We start from the raw sequence: 17,863 nt of genomic DNA, 5'->3' as shown, positions 1-17,863 counted from the left end.
GCGGGTATGACGTTGTTTAGCTTGTTATTAGTTTTAGGTTGGGAACGCCTGTTTAAGTTGGGTGAGCATTGGCAACTGGACCATCGGCTGGAGCCGCTGTTTCGTGGCCGCCAGCGTTTTTCCCTGCTGCGCACGCTGATGATGACAGTGATAGCGATGCTGATCGTCTGGCTGGTGGTGTGGAGCCTGAAAGGCATCTTGTTTGGCGTGGCGCAACTGCTGTTCTGGATTTTGGTGGGATTGCTGTGTATTGGCGCGGGTTCGGTGCGACTGCACTATCACAGCTATCTCAAAGCCGCGAGCCATGACGATGAAGCGGCGCATCAGGCGATGGCGGCTGAACTGACGCTGATTCACGGCGTGCCGGTTGAGTGCAGCGAGCGCGAGTTCCTGCGTGAACTGCAGAACGCGCTGATTTGGATTAACTTCCGCTTCTATCTTGCACCGCTGTTCTGGTTTGTGGTCGGTGGACCTTACGGCCCGGTGCTGCTGGTGGGTTATGCGTTTCTGCGCGCCTGGCAGAGCTGGCTGGCGAAGCATCAGACGCCGCTGGCGCGCTCGCAGTCTGGCGTTGATCGTCTGCTGCACGTTTTGGACTGGATCCCCGTGCGTTTGGCCGGCGTGGCTTACGCGCTGCTCGGCCACGGCGAACGTGCGCTGCCAGCGTGGTTTGCCGCGCTGGGCGATCTGCATCGCCCGCAATATCAGGTGCTGACCAGCCTGGCGCAGTTCTCGCTGGCGCGCGATCCGCACATGGATAAAGTCGAAACGCCACGTGTTGCAGTGGCGTTGGCGAAACGTATTTCTCTGGTGCTGGTGGTGGTGGTCGCGCTGTTGACGATTTACGGCACGCTGGTGTGATCGGCTGGCGGCACGCCAAAATCCGGTGTGCCGTCTTCACGCCAGTCGAAATATTTCAAGCGCGTATGGCGATTCGGATCCCACAGCGGATCGCCCTCAATTTCGGTGTAATTGCGCGCGTGATACACCAGCATCGCTCTTCCCGCTTCATCCACCGTAAAGCTGTTGTGTCCCGGTCCGTATTGCTGATTATCCCAGCTGGTGGCAAATACCGGCCGCGCGGATTTACGCCAGGCGTTGATGTTGAGCGGATCGGCTAACACATCAATGCTTAATATCCCCAGACAGTAATTTTCATCGGTCGCGCTGGCGGAATAGGTGACAAACAGCTGGTCGCCATGCTGAATCACCGCCGGTCCTTCGTTGACGCTGAATCCCGCGCACTCCCATTCATACTCCGGTCGGCTCAGCATCAGTGGGGCGCTTTTTAGCGTCCACGGATTGAGCAACTCGGCAAGATACAGGTTAGAGTTTCCGGGAATCGCCGGATCTTTTTGCGCCCACAGATACCAGTGTTTACCTTGATGGTGGAAGTAGGTGGCGTCCAGTGAGAAGGAGTCGATGGGCGTATGTACGCGGCGGCAGGGCTGCCAGTTACCGCTCAGCGGATCGGCATCATTACACACCAGCGCATACATGCGGTGCTGGAACAGGCCATCTTTTATCGCCCGCGTCGGTGCGGCAGCGAAATAGATCACCCATTGCCCGTTGATGTGATGCAGTTCTGGCGCCCAGATCAGCGCGCTAAACGGGCCGGTATCCGGTTTGTGCCACACCGTTACCGCTTCTGCCTCAATCAGGCCAGCCAGCGTTGAGGCATAGCGAATCTCCAGTCGGTCATATTTCGGCACCGAGGCGATAAAATAGTAGCCATCGGCATGGCGCAGAATAAAGGGATCGGCGCGTTGCGTAATAAAAGGATTGGGCCAGCTCATTTGATCTCTCCTGGTTGCGCGGTCGCAGAGGACGCGATAGGGGATTCGTGGTGTGAATGGGCACGGCGCAGCGCCAGATCGGCCTGAATCGTACGCATTAAGTTGCGATCCACTTTCATTAAACGCACCACGCCGGCAGTGATCAGATATCCCACGCCCGGAATGACCGTGAACAGCAGCATGATGCCGTTAATCGCGTTGGGGGCCTGCTGTTTTGCGCCGGCATCGTAGCCATAAATCGACAGCAGGAAACCGACCATCGCCCCCGCCACCGCCAGCCCCACTTTGAGGAAGAACAGGTTGCCGGAGAAGCTCATACCAGTGATGCGTTTGCCGGTTTTCCATTCGCCGTAATCATCCACGTCGGCCATCAGCGACCAGTGCAGCGGCGAGGGAATCTGGTGCAGGATATTCAGCAGGAAGTAGGCGATGACCACCGCGACGGTGGCGTGCGGATCAATCCAGTAGAAGCCGCACGAGAACAGCGCCAGCGCGATGTTGGTCCAGAAGAACACCTTGAGCTTGCACCAGCGATCGGTGAGGATTTTTGCCAGCGTGCTGCCGAACATCATGCCGATGACGCCAAGGCTGATAAACAGCGTGGCAAAGTGCGTTGATTGCCCCATCACCCAGGTGACGTAGTACATGGTGGCGGCCATGCGGATAAAACCGGGGCAGACGTTGCAGAAGGTCAGCAGCAGAATGCGCACCCACTGATCGTTTTTCCACACGTCGCGCAAATCTTGTTTCAAATCATCGTTGCTTGGCGTCGCGGGATGAATGCGTTCACGCACATTGGCAAAACAGAACAGGAACATCGCCAAACCGATCAGCGCTAGCACGCCCATGGCCATTTGGTAACCGCGCGCTTTGTTGTCGCCGCCAAACCATTCGGCCATCGGCAGCAGCGAAAGTGAGAGGATCAGCGTGGCAATGCCCACCATCACAAAGCGATAGGACTGACATGACACGCGCTCACCCGGATCGTTGGTGATCACACCGCCCAGCGAGCAGTAAGGAATGTTGATGGCGGTGTAAGTGAGTGACATCAGAAAGTAAGTGACAAACGCCCAGATAACCTTGTTGTCATAGCTCCACTCCGGCGTGGTGAACATCAGCACGCTAAACAGCACGTAAGGCACGGAAACCCACAGCAGCCACGGACGGAAGCGGCCCCAGCGACTTTGCGTACGATCGGCAATGGCGCCCATGATCGGATCGGTTACCGCATCAAGTACGCGTACCGACAGTAATAGTGTACCGACCAGCGCCGGGGCTAAACCAAACACATCAGTGTAGAAATAATTGAGGAACAGCATGATGGCACCGCCAATCATGTTGCATCCGGCATCGCCCATGCCATATCCCAGTTTCTCTCTGAACGAGAGGGCTGCTCCTTTCATTGATCGTCTCCAGCGATATGATGAGCAGGAATTATCTGTGCAAAATCAGTAATCTGCTGGGGAGCAAATGGTCGGGTAGATGGACAAAACGCGCGGGCGGGGAAAAGTGTGAGCCAGATCAGAAGTGCTGCCCGGCATCAGTGTGCCGGGCAGGGAACAACATTACGCTTTCTGTAGTTTGTTCTTGATGGTGTAACCGATAGCCAGAATCACCAGCCATACCGGAATCAACCATACCGATATCGCCATGCCTGGCGTCATCAGCATAATGACCAACACACCGGCGAGGAACACCAGGCAAATCCAGTTACCCAGCGGATAGAGCACCGCTTTGAAGCGCGTGGTGACACCTTGCTGATCTTTCTTTTTACGGAATTTCAGATGCGCGAGGCTGATCATCGCCCAGTTGATCACCAGTGCGGAAACCACCAGCGCCATCAGCAGGCCAAAGGCTTCGCCTGGCATCAGGTAGTTGATCAGTACACACAGCAGGGTCGCCACGGCTGAGACCAGAATGGTGGCGACCGGCACGCCGCGACTGTCCACTTTCAGCAATGCTTTCGGCGCGTTACCCTGTTGCGCCAGGCCGAACAGCATGCGGCTGTTGCAGTAAACGCAGCTGTTGTAGACCGACAGCGCCGCCGTCAGGATTACCACGTTCAGCGCGTTGGCCACAAAGGCATCGCCCAGCTCATGAAAAATCAGCACGAACGGGCTGGTATCCGCCGTCACGCGCGTCCACGGCAGCAGCGAAAGCAGCACCGCCAGTGAGCCAATATAGAAAATCAGAATACGCCACAACACCTGATTGGTGGCTTTCGGGATGCTCTCTTGTGGATTGTCGGCTTCTGCGGCAGTGATGCCCACCAGCTCCAGACCACCAAACGAGAACATAATGATTGCCATCATCATCACCAATCCGGTCATGCCGTGCGGCAGGAAGCCGCCCTGATCCCACAGGTTGCTGACGCTCGCCTGCGGGCCTCCGTTGCCGCTAAACAGCAACCAGCCACCGAACAGAATCATGCCGATGACCGCGACCACTTTGATAATCGCGAACCAGAACTCCATCTCACCGAACACTTTGACGTTGGTCAGGTTAATGGCGTTGATCAATACAAAGAAGATGGCGGCGGTGGCCCAGGTAGGAAAATCCGGCCACCAAAATTGTACGTACTTGCCCACAGCGGTGAGTTCGGCCATGGCAACCAGCACATACAGCACCCAATAGTTCCAGCCCGAGGCGAAACCGGCGAAGTTGCCCCAATATTTGTAGGCGAAGTGACTGAAGCTGCCGGCAACCGGCTCTTCAACCACCATCTCGCCGAGTTGGCGCATGATCAGAAAGGCAATAAAACCGGCAATCGCATATCCCAGAATCACGGCCGGACCGGCCGATTGAATCACTGATGCGCTACCCAGAAACAGGCCAGTACCTACGGCTCCGCCCAGCGCAATCAGCTGAATATGGCGATTCTTTAAGCCGCGGTGCAGCGTGTCGCCATGCTGTTGTTCCATACAAACCTCGTGATGTTGTTATTGTGCACCTGCAGTGCGCGCACTGTAAGGCTGTTTACCTTAATGTATTCTTTTCTTTACGGTATCTGGCGTGCTGTGTGCATGCATGAGCTACCACGGCGTTCAGAATAGTGATAAGCGCGTCAGTTTGCACCTGCTTTTGCTTTTTGTGCTGAGAGATGACTGAAAAAGCAGCAGCATCCTCTGCGCGCCCGTCGCAGTATTTTTGCCATGAAAAAAGGGTGAACACGAATAGGTTTCCCTTATGGTTGAACCGTTTTCTGGACGCTAACTCAGTGTAAGGTTAGGTAAAAGTGCAATTCATTAACATTTGCCGTGTGCGGGGGATTTCTCGCTTGATGCCGGTAGGTTAGCGCACCAGCGCTGCGATCATCCCCTGAAGTGTGACCGCACCCATATAGACACAAGGTGAATACTTTGTTACTTTACCGGCACCATTTTTCAATTGGTATTACCAATTTACTCCGGACGTTTGGCTGATAAGAAGGGAAGATGGCCTACAGTAAAATTCGCCAACCCAAGCTCTCCGATGCGATCGAGCAACAGCTGGAATCCCTCATTATGGAAGGGACGCTCCAGCCGGGTGAAAAACTGCTCCCCGAGCGTGAACTGGCGAAACAGTTTGATGTCTCACGTCCATCCCTGCGCGAAGCGATTCAGAGCCTGGAAGCCAAAGGCCTGCTGCTACGTCGTCAGGGCGGCGGCACCTTCGTCCAAAAAAATCTCTGGCAAAGCCTGAGCGACCCGCTGGTCGGTCTGCTTGCCGAACATCCAGAATCTCAGTTTGACCTGCTGGAAACCCGCCATGCGCTGGAAGGCGTGGCAGCCTATTACGCGGCACTGCGTGGCACCGATGAAGATCTGCAGCGCATCCGCGACTGCCATGTTCATATTCAGCAGGCACAGGACAGCGGCGATCTCGACGCCGAAGCGGATGCAGTGATGAAGTATCAGATCGCTGTCACAGAAGCCGCCCATAATGTGGTGTTGCTGCATCTGCTGCGTTCCATGGGCCCTATGCTGGAACAAAACGTCCGTCAGAATTTTGAATTGCTCTACGCTCGTCGGGAAATGCTGGCGAAAGTGAGCGGTCACCGCGCCAGTATCTACGAGGCGATTGTGGCTCGTGAGCCAGAACAAGCACGCGAGGCATCTCATCGTCACCTGGCGTTCATTGAGGAAATCTTGCTGGATAGAAGTCGGGAGCAGAGTCGTCGTGAACGCTCCCTGCGTCGTTTACAGCAACGTAAGGAATAACGCACGGCAACGAACGTGCGGAAAACACGACGGGCCTGTCTTCTTGTGCTGTGAACCAGAAGCAAAGCACAAGAAGACAGGCTCCTGATAATTTCAACGTATTAGACACAGATAAGGAATACACCCCATGTCAGAACGTTTACAGAATGACGTGGATCCGATCGAAACTCGTGATTGGCTACAAGCGATCGAATCGGTCATCCGTGAAGAAGGTGTTGAGCGCGCGCAGTATCTGATTGATCAGGTAATGAGTGCAGCACGCAAAGGTGGCGTGAAAGTTGCCGCAGGTTCCTCTGCAATCAGCAACTACATTAACTCTATTGCTGTTGAAGATGAGCCGGACTATCCGGGCAACACCTCTCTTGAACGTCGTATCCGTTCCGCAATTCGTTGGAACGCCATCATGTCGGTGCTGCGTGCGTCGAAGAAAGATCTGGAGTTGGGTGGCCATATGTCCTCCTTCCAGTCTTCCGCGACCATTTATGAAGTGTGCTTTAACCACTTCTTCCGCGCGCGTAGCGACAAAGACGGCGGCGATCTGGTTTTCTTCCAGGGTCACATTTCTCCAGGTATCTACGCCCGCGCCTTCCTTGAAGGTCGTCTGAGCGAAGACCAAATGAATAACTTCCGTCAGGAAGTGCAGGGCAAAGGTCTCTCTTCTTACCCGCACCCGAAACTGATGCCGGACTTCTGGCAGTTCCCAACCGTATCAATGGGCTTGGGTCCGTTGAACGCGATCTATCAGGCGAAATTCCTGAAGTATCTGGAACACCGCGGTCTGAAAGACACCTCAGCACAAACCGTTTACGCCTTCCTCGGTGATGGCGAGATGGATGAGCCGGAATCCAAAGGTGCGATCACCATCGCCACCCGCGAGAAGCTGGACAACCTGGTGTTCATCATCAACTGTAACCTGCAGCGTCTGGATGGCCCGGTCACCGGTAACGGTAAGATCATCAACGAGTTGGAAGGCATCTTTGCCGGTGCTGGCTGGAACGTGATCAAAGTGATTTGGGGCGGTCGTTGGGATGAACTGCTGCGTCAGGACACCAGCGGCAAGCTGATTCAGTTGATGAACGAAACCGTTGATGGCGATTACCAGACCTTCAAATCCCGTAACGGCGCATACGTGCGTGAGCACTTCTTCGGTAAATATCCGGAAACCGCAGCTCTGGTGAAAGACTGGTCAGACGAAGAGATCTTCGCGCTGAACCGCGGCGGCCACGATCCGAAGAAAGTCTACGCTGCACTGAAAAAAGCGCAGGAAACCAAAGGTCAGCCAACGCTGATTCTGGCCCATACCATCAAAGGTTATGGCATGGGTGACACTGCTGAAGGTAAAAACATCGCGCACCAGGTTAAGAAGATGAACATGGATGGCGTTCGCTACATCCGCGATCGCTTCAATGTGCCGGTGGCCGATGACAAAATCGAAGAGCTGCCATACGTCACCTTCGAAAAAGGTTCTGAAGAGTACAACTATCTGCACGGTCAGCGTGAGAAGTTGGGCGGCTACCTGCCAACGCGTCAGGCGGAGTTCAGCGAGAAGCTGGAAATGCCAACGCTGGAAGAGTTCCGTCCACTGCTGGAAGAGCAGAATAAAGAGATCTCCACCACCATCGCCTTCGTGCGTGCATTGAACGTGATGCTGAAGAACAAGTCGATCAAAGATCGTCTGGTTCCAATCCTTGCCGACGAAGCCCGTACCTTCGGTATGGAAGGTCTGTTCCGTCAGATTGGTATCTACAGCCCGAACGGTCAGCAGTACACCCCGCAGGACCGCGAGCAGGTTGCGTACTATAAAGAAGACGAGAAAGGCCAGATTCTGCAGGAAGGGATCAACGAGCTGGGCGCGGGTTCATCCTGGCTGGCGGCGGCGACCTCTTACAGCACCAACAACCTGCCGATGATTCCGTTCTATATCTATTACTCGATGTTCGGCTTCCAGCGCATCGGCGATCTGATGTGGCTGGCCGGCGATATGCAGGCACGCGGCTTCCTGGTGGGCGGTACTTCAGGTCGTACTACGCTGAACGGCGAAGGCTTGCAGCACGAAGATGGTCACAGCCACATTCAGTCGCTGACTATCCCGAACTGTATCTCTTACGATCCGTCTTACGCGTACGAAATCGCGGTCATCATGCAAGATGGCCTGGTGCGTATGTACGGCGAAGCGCAGGAAAACATCTACTACTACATCACCACGCTGAACGAAAACTACCACATGCCTGCGATGCCGCAGGGTGCGGAAGAGGGTATCCGTAAGGGTATCTACAAGCTGGAAACCGTAGAAGGTAGCAAAGGCAAAGTGCAGCTGCTGGGTTCAGGTTCAATTCTGCGTCACGTGCGTGAAGCCGCGCAGATCCTGGCGAAAGATTACGGCATCGCTTCTGACGTCTACAGCGTAACCTCGTTCACCGAGCTGGCGCGTGATGGTCAGGATTGTGAGCGCTGGAACATGCTGCACCCAACCGATGAGCCGCGCGTACCTTACATCGCGCAAGTGATGAACGAAGCACCGGCCGTCGCATCGACCGACTACATGAAGCTGTTCGCAGAACAGGTTCGCAGCTACGTGCCTTCCAGCGATTATCGCGTGTTGGGTACCGATGGCTTCGGTCGTTCTGACAGCCGTGAAAACCTGCGTCACCACTTCGAAGTGGATGCATCGTATGTGGTTGTGGCTGCGCTGGGTGAGCTGGCTAAACGCGGTGAAATCGATAAGAAAGTGGTGGCTGAAGCCATCACCAAATTCAATATCGACGCCGATAAAGTTAACCCGCGTCTGGCATAAGAGGTAAGAGAGTAATGGCTATCGAAATTAACGTACCGGACATCGGGGCAGACGAAGTTGAAGTCACCGAAATCCTGGTAAAGGTGGGCGACAAAGTTGAAGCTGAACAGTCGCTGATCACCGTGGAAGGCGATAAAGCCTCCATGGAAGTGCCTTCGCCGCAGGCGGGCGTGGTTAAAGAGATCAAAATCTCGACCGGCGACAAAGTCGAAACCGGCTCGCTGATTATGATTTTTGACGCAGAAGGTGCCGCAGAAGCGGCGCCAGCGCCAGCCGAAGAGAAGAAAGCGGAAGCCGCTCCTGCTCCAGCTGCTGCCGCTGCTGCGGTCAGCAAAGAAGTCAACGTACCGGACATCGGCGGCGACGAAGTTGAAGTCACTGAGATCCTGGTCAAAGTGGGCGACACCGTAACGGCTGAGCAGTCGTTGATCACTGTTGAAGGCGACAAAGCCTCAATGGAAGTCCCGGCACCGTTCGCGGGCGTGGTGAAAGAGATCAAAATCTCCACCGGCGACAAAGTGAACACCGGTTCACTGATCATGGTGTTCGAAGCAGAAGGCGCAGCGCCGGCGGCTGCTCCAGCAGCTAAACAGGAAGCGGCTCCAGCAGCAGCACCTGCGGCTTCTGGCGCTAAAGACGTCAACGTCCCAGACATTGGTGGCGACGAAGTTGAAGTCACCGAGATCCTGGTGAAAGTGGGCGACAAAGTCGCTGCTGAGCAATCCCTGATCGTGGTTGAAGGCGACAAAGCCTCAATGGAAGTGCCTGCACCGTTCGCCGGTACCGTGAAAGAGTTGAAAGTGGCGACTGGCGATAAAGTCAGCACCGGTAAACTGATCATGGTGTTCGAAGTGGAAGGCGCGGCACCGGCTGCGGCGCCTGCGGCTAAGCAGGAAGCGGCTCCAGCGGCAGAAGCCGCGAAACCGGCAGCGGCCCCAGCAGCAGCGAAAGCGGATGCGAAAGGCGAGTTCGCTGAGAACGATGCTTACGTACACGCGACGCCGGTGATTCGTCGCCTGGCGCGCGAGTTCGGTGTTAACCTGGCGAAAGTCAAAGGTACCGGCCGTAAAGGTCGCATCCTGAAAGAAGACGTGCAGACTTACGTCAAAGACGCGGTGAAACGCGCTGAAGCGGCTCCGGCTGCAGCAGCCAGCGGCGGAAGCCTGCCAGGTCTGTTGCCTTGGCCGAAAGTGGACTTCAGCAAGTTCGGCGAAATTGAAGAAGTGGAACTGGGTCGTATCCAGAAAATCTCGGGTGCCAACCTGAGCCGTAACTGGGTGGTGATCCCGCACGTTACGCACTTCGACAAAACCGATATCACCGATCTGGAAGCGTTCCGCAAACAGCAGAATGCCGAAGCAGAGAAACGCAAACTGGATGTAAAATTCACGCCAGTGGTGTTCATCATGAAAGCCGTTGCCGCTGCTCTTGAGCAGATGCCACGCTTCAACAGTTCACTGTCTGAAGATGCACAGAAACTGACGCTGAAGAAATACATCAACATCGGTGTGGCGGTTGATACGCCAAACGGTCTGGTGGTTCCGGTGTTCAAAGATGTGAACAAGAAAGGCATCACTGAACTGTCCCGCGAGCTGATGGCGATTTCGAAGAAAGCGCGTGATGGCAAGCTGACCGCCGGCGACATGCAGGGCGGTTGCTTCACCATCTCCAGCCTTGGCGGCCTGGGCACCACGCACTTCGCGCCAATCGTCAACGCGCCGGAAGTGGCTATCCTTGGTGTTTCCAAGTCAGCGATGGAGCCGGTGTGGAACGGTAAAGAGTTTGAGCCGCGTCTGATGATGCCGATCTCACTCTCCTTCGACCACCGCGTGATCGACGGTGCTGATGGTGCGCGCTTTATCACCATCATCAACAACACACTGTCCGACATTCGCCGTCTGGTGATGTGAAGTTAATCAAGGCCGGCGAAAGCCGGCCTTGTTGTAAGCATTCAATGTTGCCGCGGTTGGCAGTTTGTTAACAATTCTGTAAACTCTCGCGGTGAAATGTCCCGGCGGATATAGGGCATTAGAGCTTGGGAAAAGCTTTTTCCTGACTGCCGGTAATCAAACAAGAGGTCATGATGAGTACAGAGATTAAAACTCAAGTCGTGGTACTTGGGGCAGGTCCTGCAGGTTACTCTGCAGCCTTCCGTTGCGCTGATTTAGGTCTGGAAACCGTAATCGTTGAGCGTTACAGCACCCTCGGCGGTGTTTGTCTGAACGTAGGCTGTATCCCGTCAAAAGCGCTGCTGCACGTCGCCAAAGTGATCGACGAAGCAAAAGCCCTGGAAGAGCACGGTATCGTGTTTGGCCAGCCGCAAACTGACATCGACAAAATTCGTTCGTGGAAAGAGAAGGTGATCAACCAGCTCACTGGCGGCCTCGCGGGTATGGCGAAAGGTCGTAAAGTGAAAGTGGTGACTGGCCTCGGCAAATTCACCGGTGCTAACACGCTGGTGGTCGAAGGTGAAGGTGGCGCAACCACCATTAACTTCGATAACGCGATCATCGCGGCCGGTTCTCGTCCAATCGAACTGCCATTCATTCCGCACAATGATCCGCGCGTGTGGGACTCAACCGATGCGCTGGAACTGAAAGAAGTGCCGAAGCGTCTGCTGGTTATGGGCGGCGGCATCATCGGTCTGGAAATGGCCACCGTTTATAAAGCGCTGGGTTCAGAGATCGACGTGGTTGAGATGTTCGACCAGGTGATCCCGGCTGCTGATAAAGACGTAGTGAAAGTCTTTACCAAGCGTATCAGCAAGAAATTCAACCTGATGCTGGAAACCAAAGTGACCGCTGTTGAAGCGAAAGACGACGGTATCTACGTATCGATGGAAGGTAAAAAAGCGCCAGCTGACGCACAGCGTTATGATGCGGTGCTGGTGGCGATTGGTCGCGTACCGAACGGTAAAGGCCTTGATGCGGGTAAAGCAGGCGTGGAAGTGGACGATCGCGGCTTTATCCGTGTCGACAAGCAGATGCGCACCAACGTACCGCACATCTACGCTATCGGTGACATCGTGGGTCAGCCAATGCTGGCGCACAAAGGTGTGCACGAAGGCCACGTAGCGGCGGAAGTGATCTCGGGTCTGAAGCACTACTTCGACCCGAAAGTGATCCCATCCATTGCTTACACCGAGCCAGAAGTTGCCTGGGTGGGTCTGACCGAGAAAGAAGCCAAAGAGAAAGGCATCAGCTACGAAGTGTCCACCTTCCCGTGGGCAGCTTCAGGCCGTGCTATCGCGTCTGATTGTGCAGACGGCATGACTAAACTGATCTTCGACAAAGAGACTCACCGTGTTATCGGTGGTGCGATTGTCGGTACCAACGGCGGCGAGCTGCTGGGTGAAATCGGTCTGGCGATTGAAATGGGCTGTGATGCCGAAGATATCGCTCTGACCATTCACGCGCACCCAACGCTGCATGAGTCTGTCGGCCTGGCTGCCGAAGTGTTCGAAGGTAGCATCACTGACCTGCCGAACCCAAAAGCGAAAAAGAAATAAGTTTCCGCTTTGAATAAATTAACGGCTCCTTAAAGGAGCCGTTTTTTATTAGTGGTTCTATTTAAATAAAGAGATAAAAGGCGCGAGAGCTAACACATGCGCAATGCCGGAATAGCGGGAGCGAACTCCCGCTAGTGAAGTTTTACTGTTGTGCTTCGTAAGCCATAACAGCCGATAATTCAGCAGTGAATATCCGTAATCGTAATTAACAGAGTGAACTGCGATTAACCAGACACAATCCTAATAGAATGAGTCCGCTGATAATCAGCTTGCTGAATATAGACTTCATAGTCACGTTCCTCTTGATTTAGCACGAGCAAGCGACTACCCTGACATTGTCTAGGTGTTAGGGTGTTAAGTCGCTCACCCGTGTGGTTAATGAAAATTAATCTCACGGGTTCACTCTCCACAACCTACCCCAATCTTTTCAGCTTGAAGCAAGTTGCCTCAAGCGCCCGCAGGCAGCGTACGCCAAACTTTTTATATTTCACCTTAATTCTAAAATTATTTATGATTAATGGATTCATATATTATCTAACCATTTAAATAGATCGAGTAATGGATGTTTTTAATTATCTATTAATTTCTTTAAGCCAATCAATAAAATGCCTTAGCGGAGCAGAAAGATATTTACGGCTCGGATAGTAGAGCCAGAATCCTTCTTCTACCTGAGTGAAGTCCGCCAGTATTTCTACTAAGTCACCGCGAATTAAATCTTCCCGCACCGTACCTTGATGCAGAAAGGCAATGCCTACGCCCGCACGGGCTGCCTGTAATATCCGCTCATTGTTATCCAGCACCAGCGACCCTTTCACCGCCACTTCCTGTTTGCGGCCATCCTGCCAGAATTCCCAGCGATAACGTCGTCCACTGGGAAAGCGTCTTTCAATGCAGGGATATTGCAACAGTTCAGCAGGCTGATGCGGTACGCCATGCTGTGCAATAAAAGCCGGGCTTGCCACCGCCAGCGCCCGCATTGGTGCGCCAAATGGCACCGCCACCATATCCTGGGCCAGCACATCGCCGTAGCGTACGCCGGCATCAAATCCGGCCTCTACGATATCCAGCAGTGAATCGTTGCTGTCGATCTCCAGTGTGATCTCGGTATAGCGCAGCAAGAACGGCAAAATGAGCGTATCGAAGAACAGCGCTTCCGCCGAGCGCGGCATGCTAATGCGCAATACGCCGCGTGGATCGTTGCGCCAGTCGTTGAGCTCATCCACCGCTTGCGACAAATCGGCAAGCGCAGGCTGAATGCGCTGTAAAAAGCGTTCACCGGCTTCAGTCAGCGCCACTTTGCGCGTAGTGCGATTGAGCAGCCGCACCCCTAAACGCGCTTCGAAATGGCGCATCGCGTGGCTCAGGCTGGAAGGCGTGACGTTGCGCTCCTCCGCTGCTTTGCGAAAGCTCAGATGCTGCGCGATGGCAGCAAACATCTCCAGTTCCTGCATAGACGCACGGTATTTATTCATTGCTGAGTTTTACTCACTAAATCGGCAAGAATGCCTCAATTGTTGCCGTGATTGCTGAGGTTTATAACATTAACACCAACAGCGAAGAGGATTAAACAATGCAACAACGTCAATTAGGCAATCAGGGACTAGTGGTGTCGGCGCTGGGATTAGGCTGCATGGGCATGAGCTTCGCCTATGGGCAAAATGATGAGAAACAGGCGCTGAACACGCTGGCGCGGGCATTTGAGCTGGGGGTCGATTTTCTCGATAGCGCCGAAGTATATGGTCCATTCACCAACGAGAGCTTATTGGCAAAAGCAATAAAAGGGCGCAGCGATATCAAAGTCGCCACCAAGTTTGGTTTTCGCATTACCGATCAGGGCGAAGGCTGGCAGCGGATTACCGGGGTGAATAGCGATCCGGCGCATATTCGTCATGCGGTCGAAGGTTCCTTGCAGCGTCTTGGTGTGGAAACTATCGAACTGCTCTATCAGCATCGTCTCGATCCGGCGGTGCCAATCGAGGACGTGGTGGGCGTGATGGCCGATCTGGTGCGGGAAGGGAAGGTGAAATATCTCGGCTTGTCTGAGGTATCATCCGCCACCTTGCGGCGCGCGCATGCGGTGCATCCGATTTCGGCGCTGCAAAGTGAATATTCGCTGTGGTCACGCGATCCGGAGCAAGATGTCCTCGCCACATGTAGTGAACTGAACGTCGGTTTTGTGCCTTACAGCCCGCTAGGACGCGGCTTTCTGACCGGCAAATTCCCGGCTGCCGCCACCTTAGCGGAAGATGATTTCCGTCGTTCGCTACCGCGCTTTCAGCAGGGTGCGCAGGCTCATAACCAGAAGTTAGTAAATCAACTTACCGAGATGGCTACAAGTTATGACGCGACGGCTGCCCAGCTAGCGTTAGCGTGGGTGCTGGCAAAAGGCGAGTTTATTGTGCCGATTCCCGGTGCCAGCAAAATCGCCCATCTGGAACAGAACTGTGCCGCCGCCGATTTAGCATTACGTCATGCGGATGTCGCCACGCTGGACGAGTGGTTTAGCGAGAAAAATATTCTGGGCGAACGCTATAACCACATCGAATTTGTGCTGGTTGATCGTTAACACTCATCTCCGTACATGAGAACAAGCAGGCTTTAATAGCCTGCTTTTTTATGTGATCCCGCTCAATTTGCAGATGAAGCTGCTAAAAAACGCACGAATGTTGCTTTTTTGTAAACAGATTAACAATCAGGCGAAATGCTGCTATGCTGCCCCACGCGGAACCGGGCACCTCACCCTACTGTTCGACAGCATCAAGGGGTGCACCGGAAAGCTATACAATGAGAGCGAGGAGAACGTCGTGCTAGAAGAATACCGTAAGCACGTTGCCGAGCGTGCTGCCCAGGGAATCGTACCTAAGCCGTTAGATGCTTCCCAAATGGCCGCGCTGGTTGAACTGCTGAAAAACCCGCCAGCGGGTGAAGAAGAATTCCTGACCGACCTGTTGGTCAACCGTGTCCCACCAGGTGTTGATGAAGCGGCGTACGTAAAAGCCGGTTTCCTGGCAGCTGTCACTAAGGGCGAAGCCCACTCTCCTCTGGTTACTCGCGAAAAAGCCGTTGAGCTGCTGGGCACCATGCAGGGCGGTTATAACATCCATGCGCTGATTGAAGCGCTAGAAGATGAAGCCTTAGCGCCGATTGCTGCCGAAGCCCTGTCTCACACGCTGCTGATGTTCGATAACTTCTACGATGTCGAAGAGAAAGCCAAAGCGGGTAACCCACACGCGAAAAAAATTATCCAGTCCTGGGCCGATGCCGAATGGTTCCTGAAGCGTCCAAAACTGGCTGAAAAAATTACCACCACCGTGTTCAAAGTGACCGGCGAAACCAACACCGACGACCTCTCTCCGGCGCCGGATGCATGGTCACGTCCGGATATTCCACTGCACGCGCTGGCAATGCTGAAGAACGCCCGTGAAGGCATCGAACCCGACGATGCGGGTAACATTGGCCCGATCAAACAGATCGAAGCACTGCAGACCAAAGGCTTCCCGTTGACCTACGTCGGCGACGTTGTCGGTACCGGTTCTTCACGTAAATCCGCCACCAACTCGGTGCTGTGGTTTATGGGCGATGATATTCCTTACGTGCCAAACAAAAAGGGCGGCGGTCTGTGCCTCGGCGGTAAAATTGCTCCAATCTTCTTCAACACCATGGAAGATGCGGGCGCCTTGCCGATCGAGCTCGACGTTGATCGTCTGAACATGGGCGATGTCATCGACGTTTACCCGTACAAAGGCGAAGTGCGCAATCACGAAACCGACGAATTGTTAGCGACCTTTGAGCTGAAAACCGACGTGCTGCTGGACGAAGTCCGTGCTGGCGGTCGTATTCCGCTGATCATCGGTCGCGGCCTGACCACCAAAGCGCGCGAATCGCTGGGTCTGCCGCATAGCGATGTGTTCGTACAAGCCAAAGATGTGGCTGTTAGCACCCGCGGTTACTCGCTGGCGCAGAAAATGGTCGGCCGCGCGTGCGGCGTAGAGGGTGTCCGTCCGGGCGCATACTGCGAACCAAAAATGACCTCTGTCGGTTCTCAGGACACCACCGGTCCAATGACCCGTGATGAACTGAAAGACCTGGCGTGCCTCGGCTTCTCGGCTGACCTGGTGATGCAGTCATTCTGCCATACCGCCGCCTATCCGAAGCCGGTCGACGTGACCACGCACCATACGCTGCCAGACTTCATCATGAACCGTGGCGGCGTGTCGCTGCGTCCGGGCGATGGCGTTATCCATAGCTGGCTGAACCGTATGCTGCTGCCAGATACCGTTGGTACCGGCGGTGACTCACACACCCGTTTCCCAATCGGTATTTCCTTCCCGGCAGGTTCTGGTCTGGTGGCGTTTGCTGCTGCGACCGGTGTGATGCCGCTGGATATGCCGGAATCGGTGCTGGTGCGCTTCAAAGGCGAAATGCAGCCGGGTATCACCCTGCGCGATCTGGTACACGCCATTCCGCTGTATGCGATCAAAGCTGGCCTGCTGACCGTTGAGAAGAAAGGGAAGAAAAACATCTTCTCTGGCCGCGTGCTGGAAATCGAAGGTCTACCGAAACTGAAAGTTGAGCAGGCATTTGAACTGACTGATGCCTCGGCTGAGCGTTCTGCTGCCGGCTGTACCATCAAGCTGGATAAAGAGCCGATCATCGAGTATCTCAACTCGAACATCGTGCTGCTGAAGTGGATGATCTCGGAAGGCTACGGCGATCGTCGTACGCTGGAGCGCCGCATTGAAGGCATGCAGAAATGGCTGGCCGATCCGCAACTGCTGGAAGGCGATGCGGATGCTGAATACGCGGCGGTGATCGATATCGATCTGGCCGAGATCAAAGAGCCAATTCTGTGCGCACCGAACGATCCAGACGACGCGCGTTGGTTGTCTGACGTGCAGGGCGAGAAGATTGACGAAGTGTTCATCGGTTCGTGCATGACCAACATCGGTCACTTCCGCGCGGCCGGTAAGCTGCTGGATGCCCATAAAGGCCAGCTGCCAACCCGTCTGTGGGTTGCGCCGCCAACCAAAATGGACGCCGCACAGCTGACCGAGGAGGGCTATTACAGCGTCTTTGGTAAGAGCGGTGCGCGTATCGAAATTCCGGGCTGTTCACTGTGCATGGGTAACCAGGCGCGTGTGGCAGACGGCGCGACGGTGGTTTCCACCTCAACCCGTAACTTCCCGAACCGTCTGGGTACCGGTGCGAACGTCTTCCTGGCGTCAGCAGAGCTGGCGGCGGTCGCTTCGCTGCTTGGCAAGCTGCCAACGCCGGACGAGTATCAGCAGTTCATGCTGCAGGTTGATAAGACCGCGGCTGACACGTATCGCTACCTCAACTTTGATCAGCTGGGACAATACACTGACAAAGCCGACACAGTGATCTTCCAGACTGCCGTTTAATCGGTTATCGGGATGAACAAGGGGACGATGAAAATCGTCCCTTTTTTTATGCCCTTTTTTCCGCTGACATCTCCAGGCATAATGCGAGCGCGATCCCACTTTATTCAGCGTGCTGCGCACAAAATGCACTAACACTGTGCTGCACAGCGCGTCATCAGTATGAG

General features: G+C 54.6%; 11 protein-coding genes. 7 read left to right on the top strand and 4 right to left on the bottom strand.

Annotation, left to right across the window (positions count from 1 at the left end):
• The first annotated feature begins 6 nt into the window (after positions 1-6).
• A complete protein-coding gene (ampE, locus tag Q3H59_RS16680; protein ID WP_192235712.1) occupies positions 7-861 on the top strand; it encodes a beta-lactamase regulator AmpE in 855 nt (284 codons plus the stop codon).
• On the opposite strand, the gene Q3H59_RS16675 is transcribed toward ampE, so the two are convergent.
• The 3 genes from Q3H59_RS16675 to aroP all read right to left on the bottom strand — a co-directional run bounded on the left by Q3H59_RS16675 (position 843) and on the right by aroP (position 4,717).
• Positions 843-1,796, bottom strand: coding sequence for a family 43 glycosylhydrolase (locus tag Q3H59_RS16675; protein ID WP_309835916.1), 954 nt, complete (start codon positions 1,794-1,796; stop codon positions 843-845). The genes ampE and Q3H59_RS16675 overlap by 19 nt on opposite strands.
• Positions 1,793-3,199 (bottom strand): glycoside-pentoside-hexuronide (GPH):cation symporter, encoded by a 1,407-nt coding sequence (locus tag Q3H59_RS16670; RefSeq protein WP_277974527.1) that lies wholly within the window; start codon positions 3,197-3,199, stop codon positions 1,793-1,795. Before Q3H59_RS16670 ends, Q3H59_RS16675 begins: the two co-directional genes overlap by 4 nt.
• Before the next feature lie 162 nt (positions 3,200-3,361).
• Entirely contained in the window at positions 3,362-4,717 is a 1,356-nt protein-coding gene (gene aroP / locus Q3H59_RS16665) for an aromatic amino acid transporter AroP (RefSeq protein ID WP_110867537.1), read from the bottom strand.
• Positions 4,718-5,230: 513 nt separating this feature from the next.
• Between aroP and pdhR the strand changes: the two genes are divergently transcribed.
• The 4 genes from pdhR to lpdA all read left to right on the top strand — a co-directional run bounded on the left by pdhR (position 5,231) and on the right by lpdA (position 12,297).
• Positions 5,231-5,995 (top strand): pyruvate dehydrogenase complex transcriptional repressor PdhR, encoded by a 765-nt coding sequence (pdhR, locus tag Q3H59_RS16660; protein WP_008108566.1) that lies wholly within the window; start codon positions 5,231-5,233, stop codon positions 5,993-5,995.
• A 127-nt stretch (positions 5,996-6,122) separates the two neighbouring features.
• Positions 6,123-8,789, top strand: a complete 2,667-nt coding sequence (gene aceE, locus Q3H59_RS16655; RefSeq protein WP_101762093.1) for a pyruvate dehydrogenase (acetyl-transferring), homodimeric type — start codon at positions 6,123-6,125, stop codon at positions 8,787-8,789.
• A 14-nt stretch (positions 8,790-8,803) separates the two neighbouring features.
• On the top strand, positions 8,804-10,699 hold the full coding sequence (gene aceF, locus Q3H59_RS16650) for a pyruvate dehydrogenase complex dihydrolipoyllysine-residue acetyltransferase (RefSeq protein WP_309835912.1): 1,896 nt from the start codon (positions 8,804-8,806) through the stop codon (positions 10,697-10,699).
• Positions 10,700-10,872: 173 nt separating this feature from the next.
• Complete coding sequence (lpdA, locus tag Q3H59_RS16645) at positions 10,873-12,297, top strand: dihydrolipoyl dehydrogenase (protein ID WP_008108560.1); 1,425 nt, start codon at positions 10,873-10,875, stop codon at positions 12,295-12,297.
• 572 nt (positions 12,298-12,869) lie between these two features.
• Here lpdA and Q3H59_RS16640 read toward each other — a convergent pair.
• A complete protein-coding gene (locus Q3H59_RS16640) occupies positions 12,870-13,769 on the bottom strand; it encodes a LysR family transcriptional regulator (protein ID WP_309835910.1) in 900 nt (299 codons plus the stop codon).
• A gap of 98 nt (positions 13,770-13,867) precedes the next feature.
• On the opposite strand from Q3H59_RS16640, the gene Q3H59_RS16635 reads away from it, so the two are divergent.
• Both Q3H59_RS16635 and acnB read left to right on the top strand, forming a co-directional pair.
• Positions 13,868-14,863, top strand: coding sequence for an aldo/keto reductase (locus Q3H59_RS16635; protein WP_309835908.1), 996 nt, complete (start codon positions 13,868-13,870; stop codon positions 14,861-14,863).
• A gap of 238 nt (positions 14,864-15,101) precedes the next feature.
• Entirely contained in the window at positions 15,102-17,699 is a 2,598-nt protein-coding gene (acnB, locus tag Q3H59_RS16630) for a bifunctional aconitate hydratase 2/2-methylisocitrate dehydratase (protein ID WP_309835906.1), read from the top strand.
• The last annotated feature ends 164 nt before the right edge of the window (positions 17,700-17,863 follow it).

Origin of the sequence: Pantoea sp. SORGH_AS_0659, assembly GCF_031453915.1 — a bacterium.
Classification (GTDB): Bacteria; Pseudomonadota; Gammaproteobacteria; order Enterobacterales; family Enterobacteriaceae; genus Pantoea; species Pantoea leporis.
Note: the sequence above shows the minus strand (reverse complement) of the source record. Positions and strands in the feature narration are given on the sequence as shown.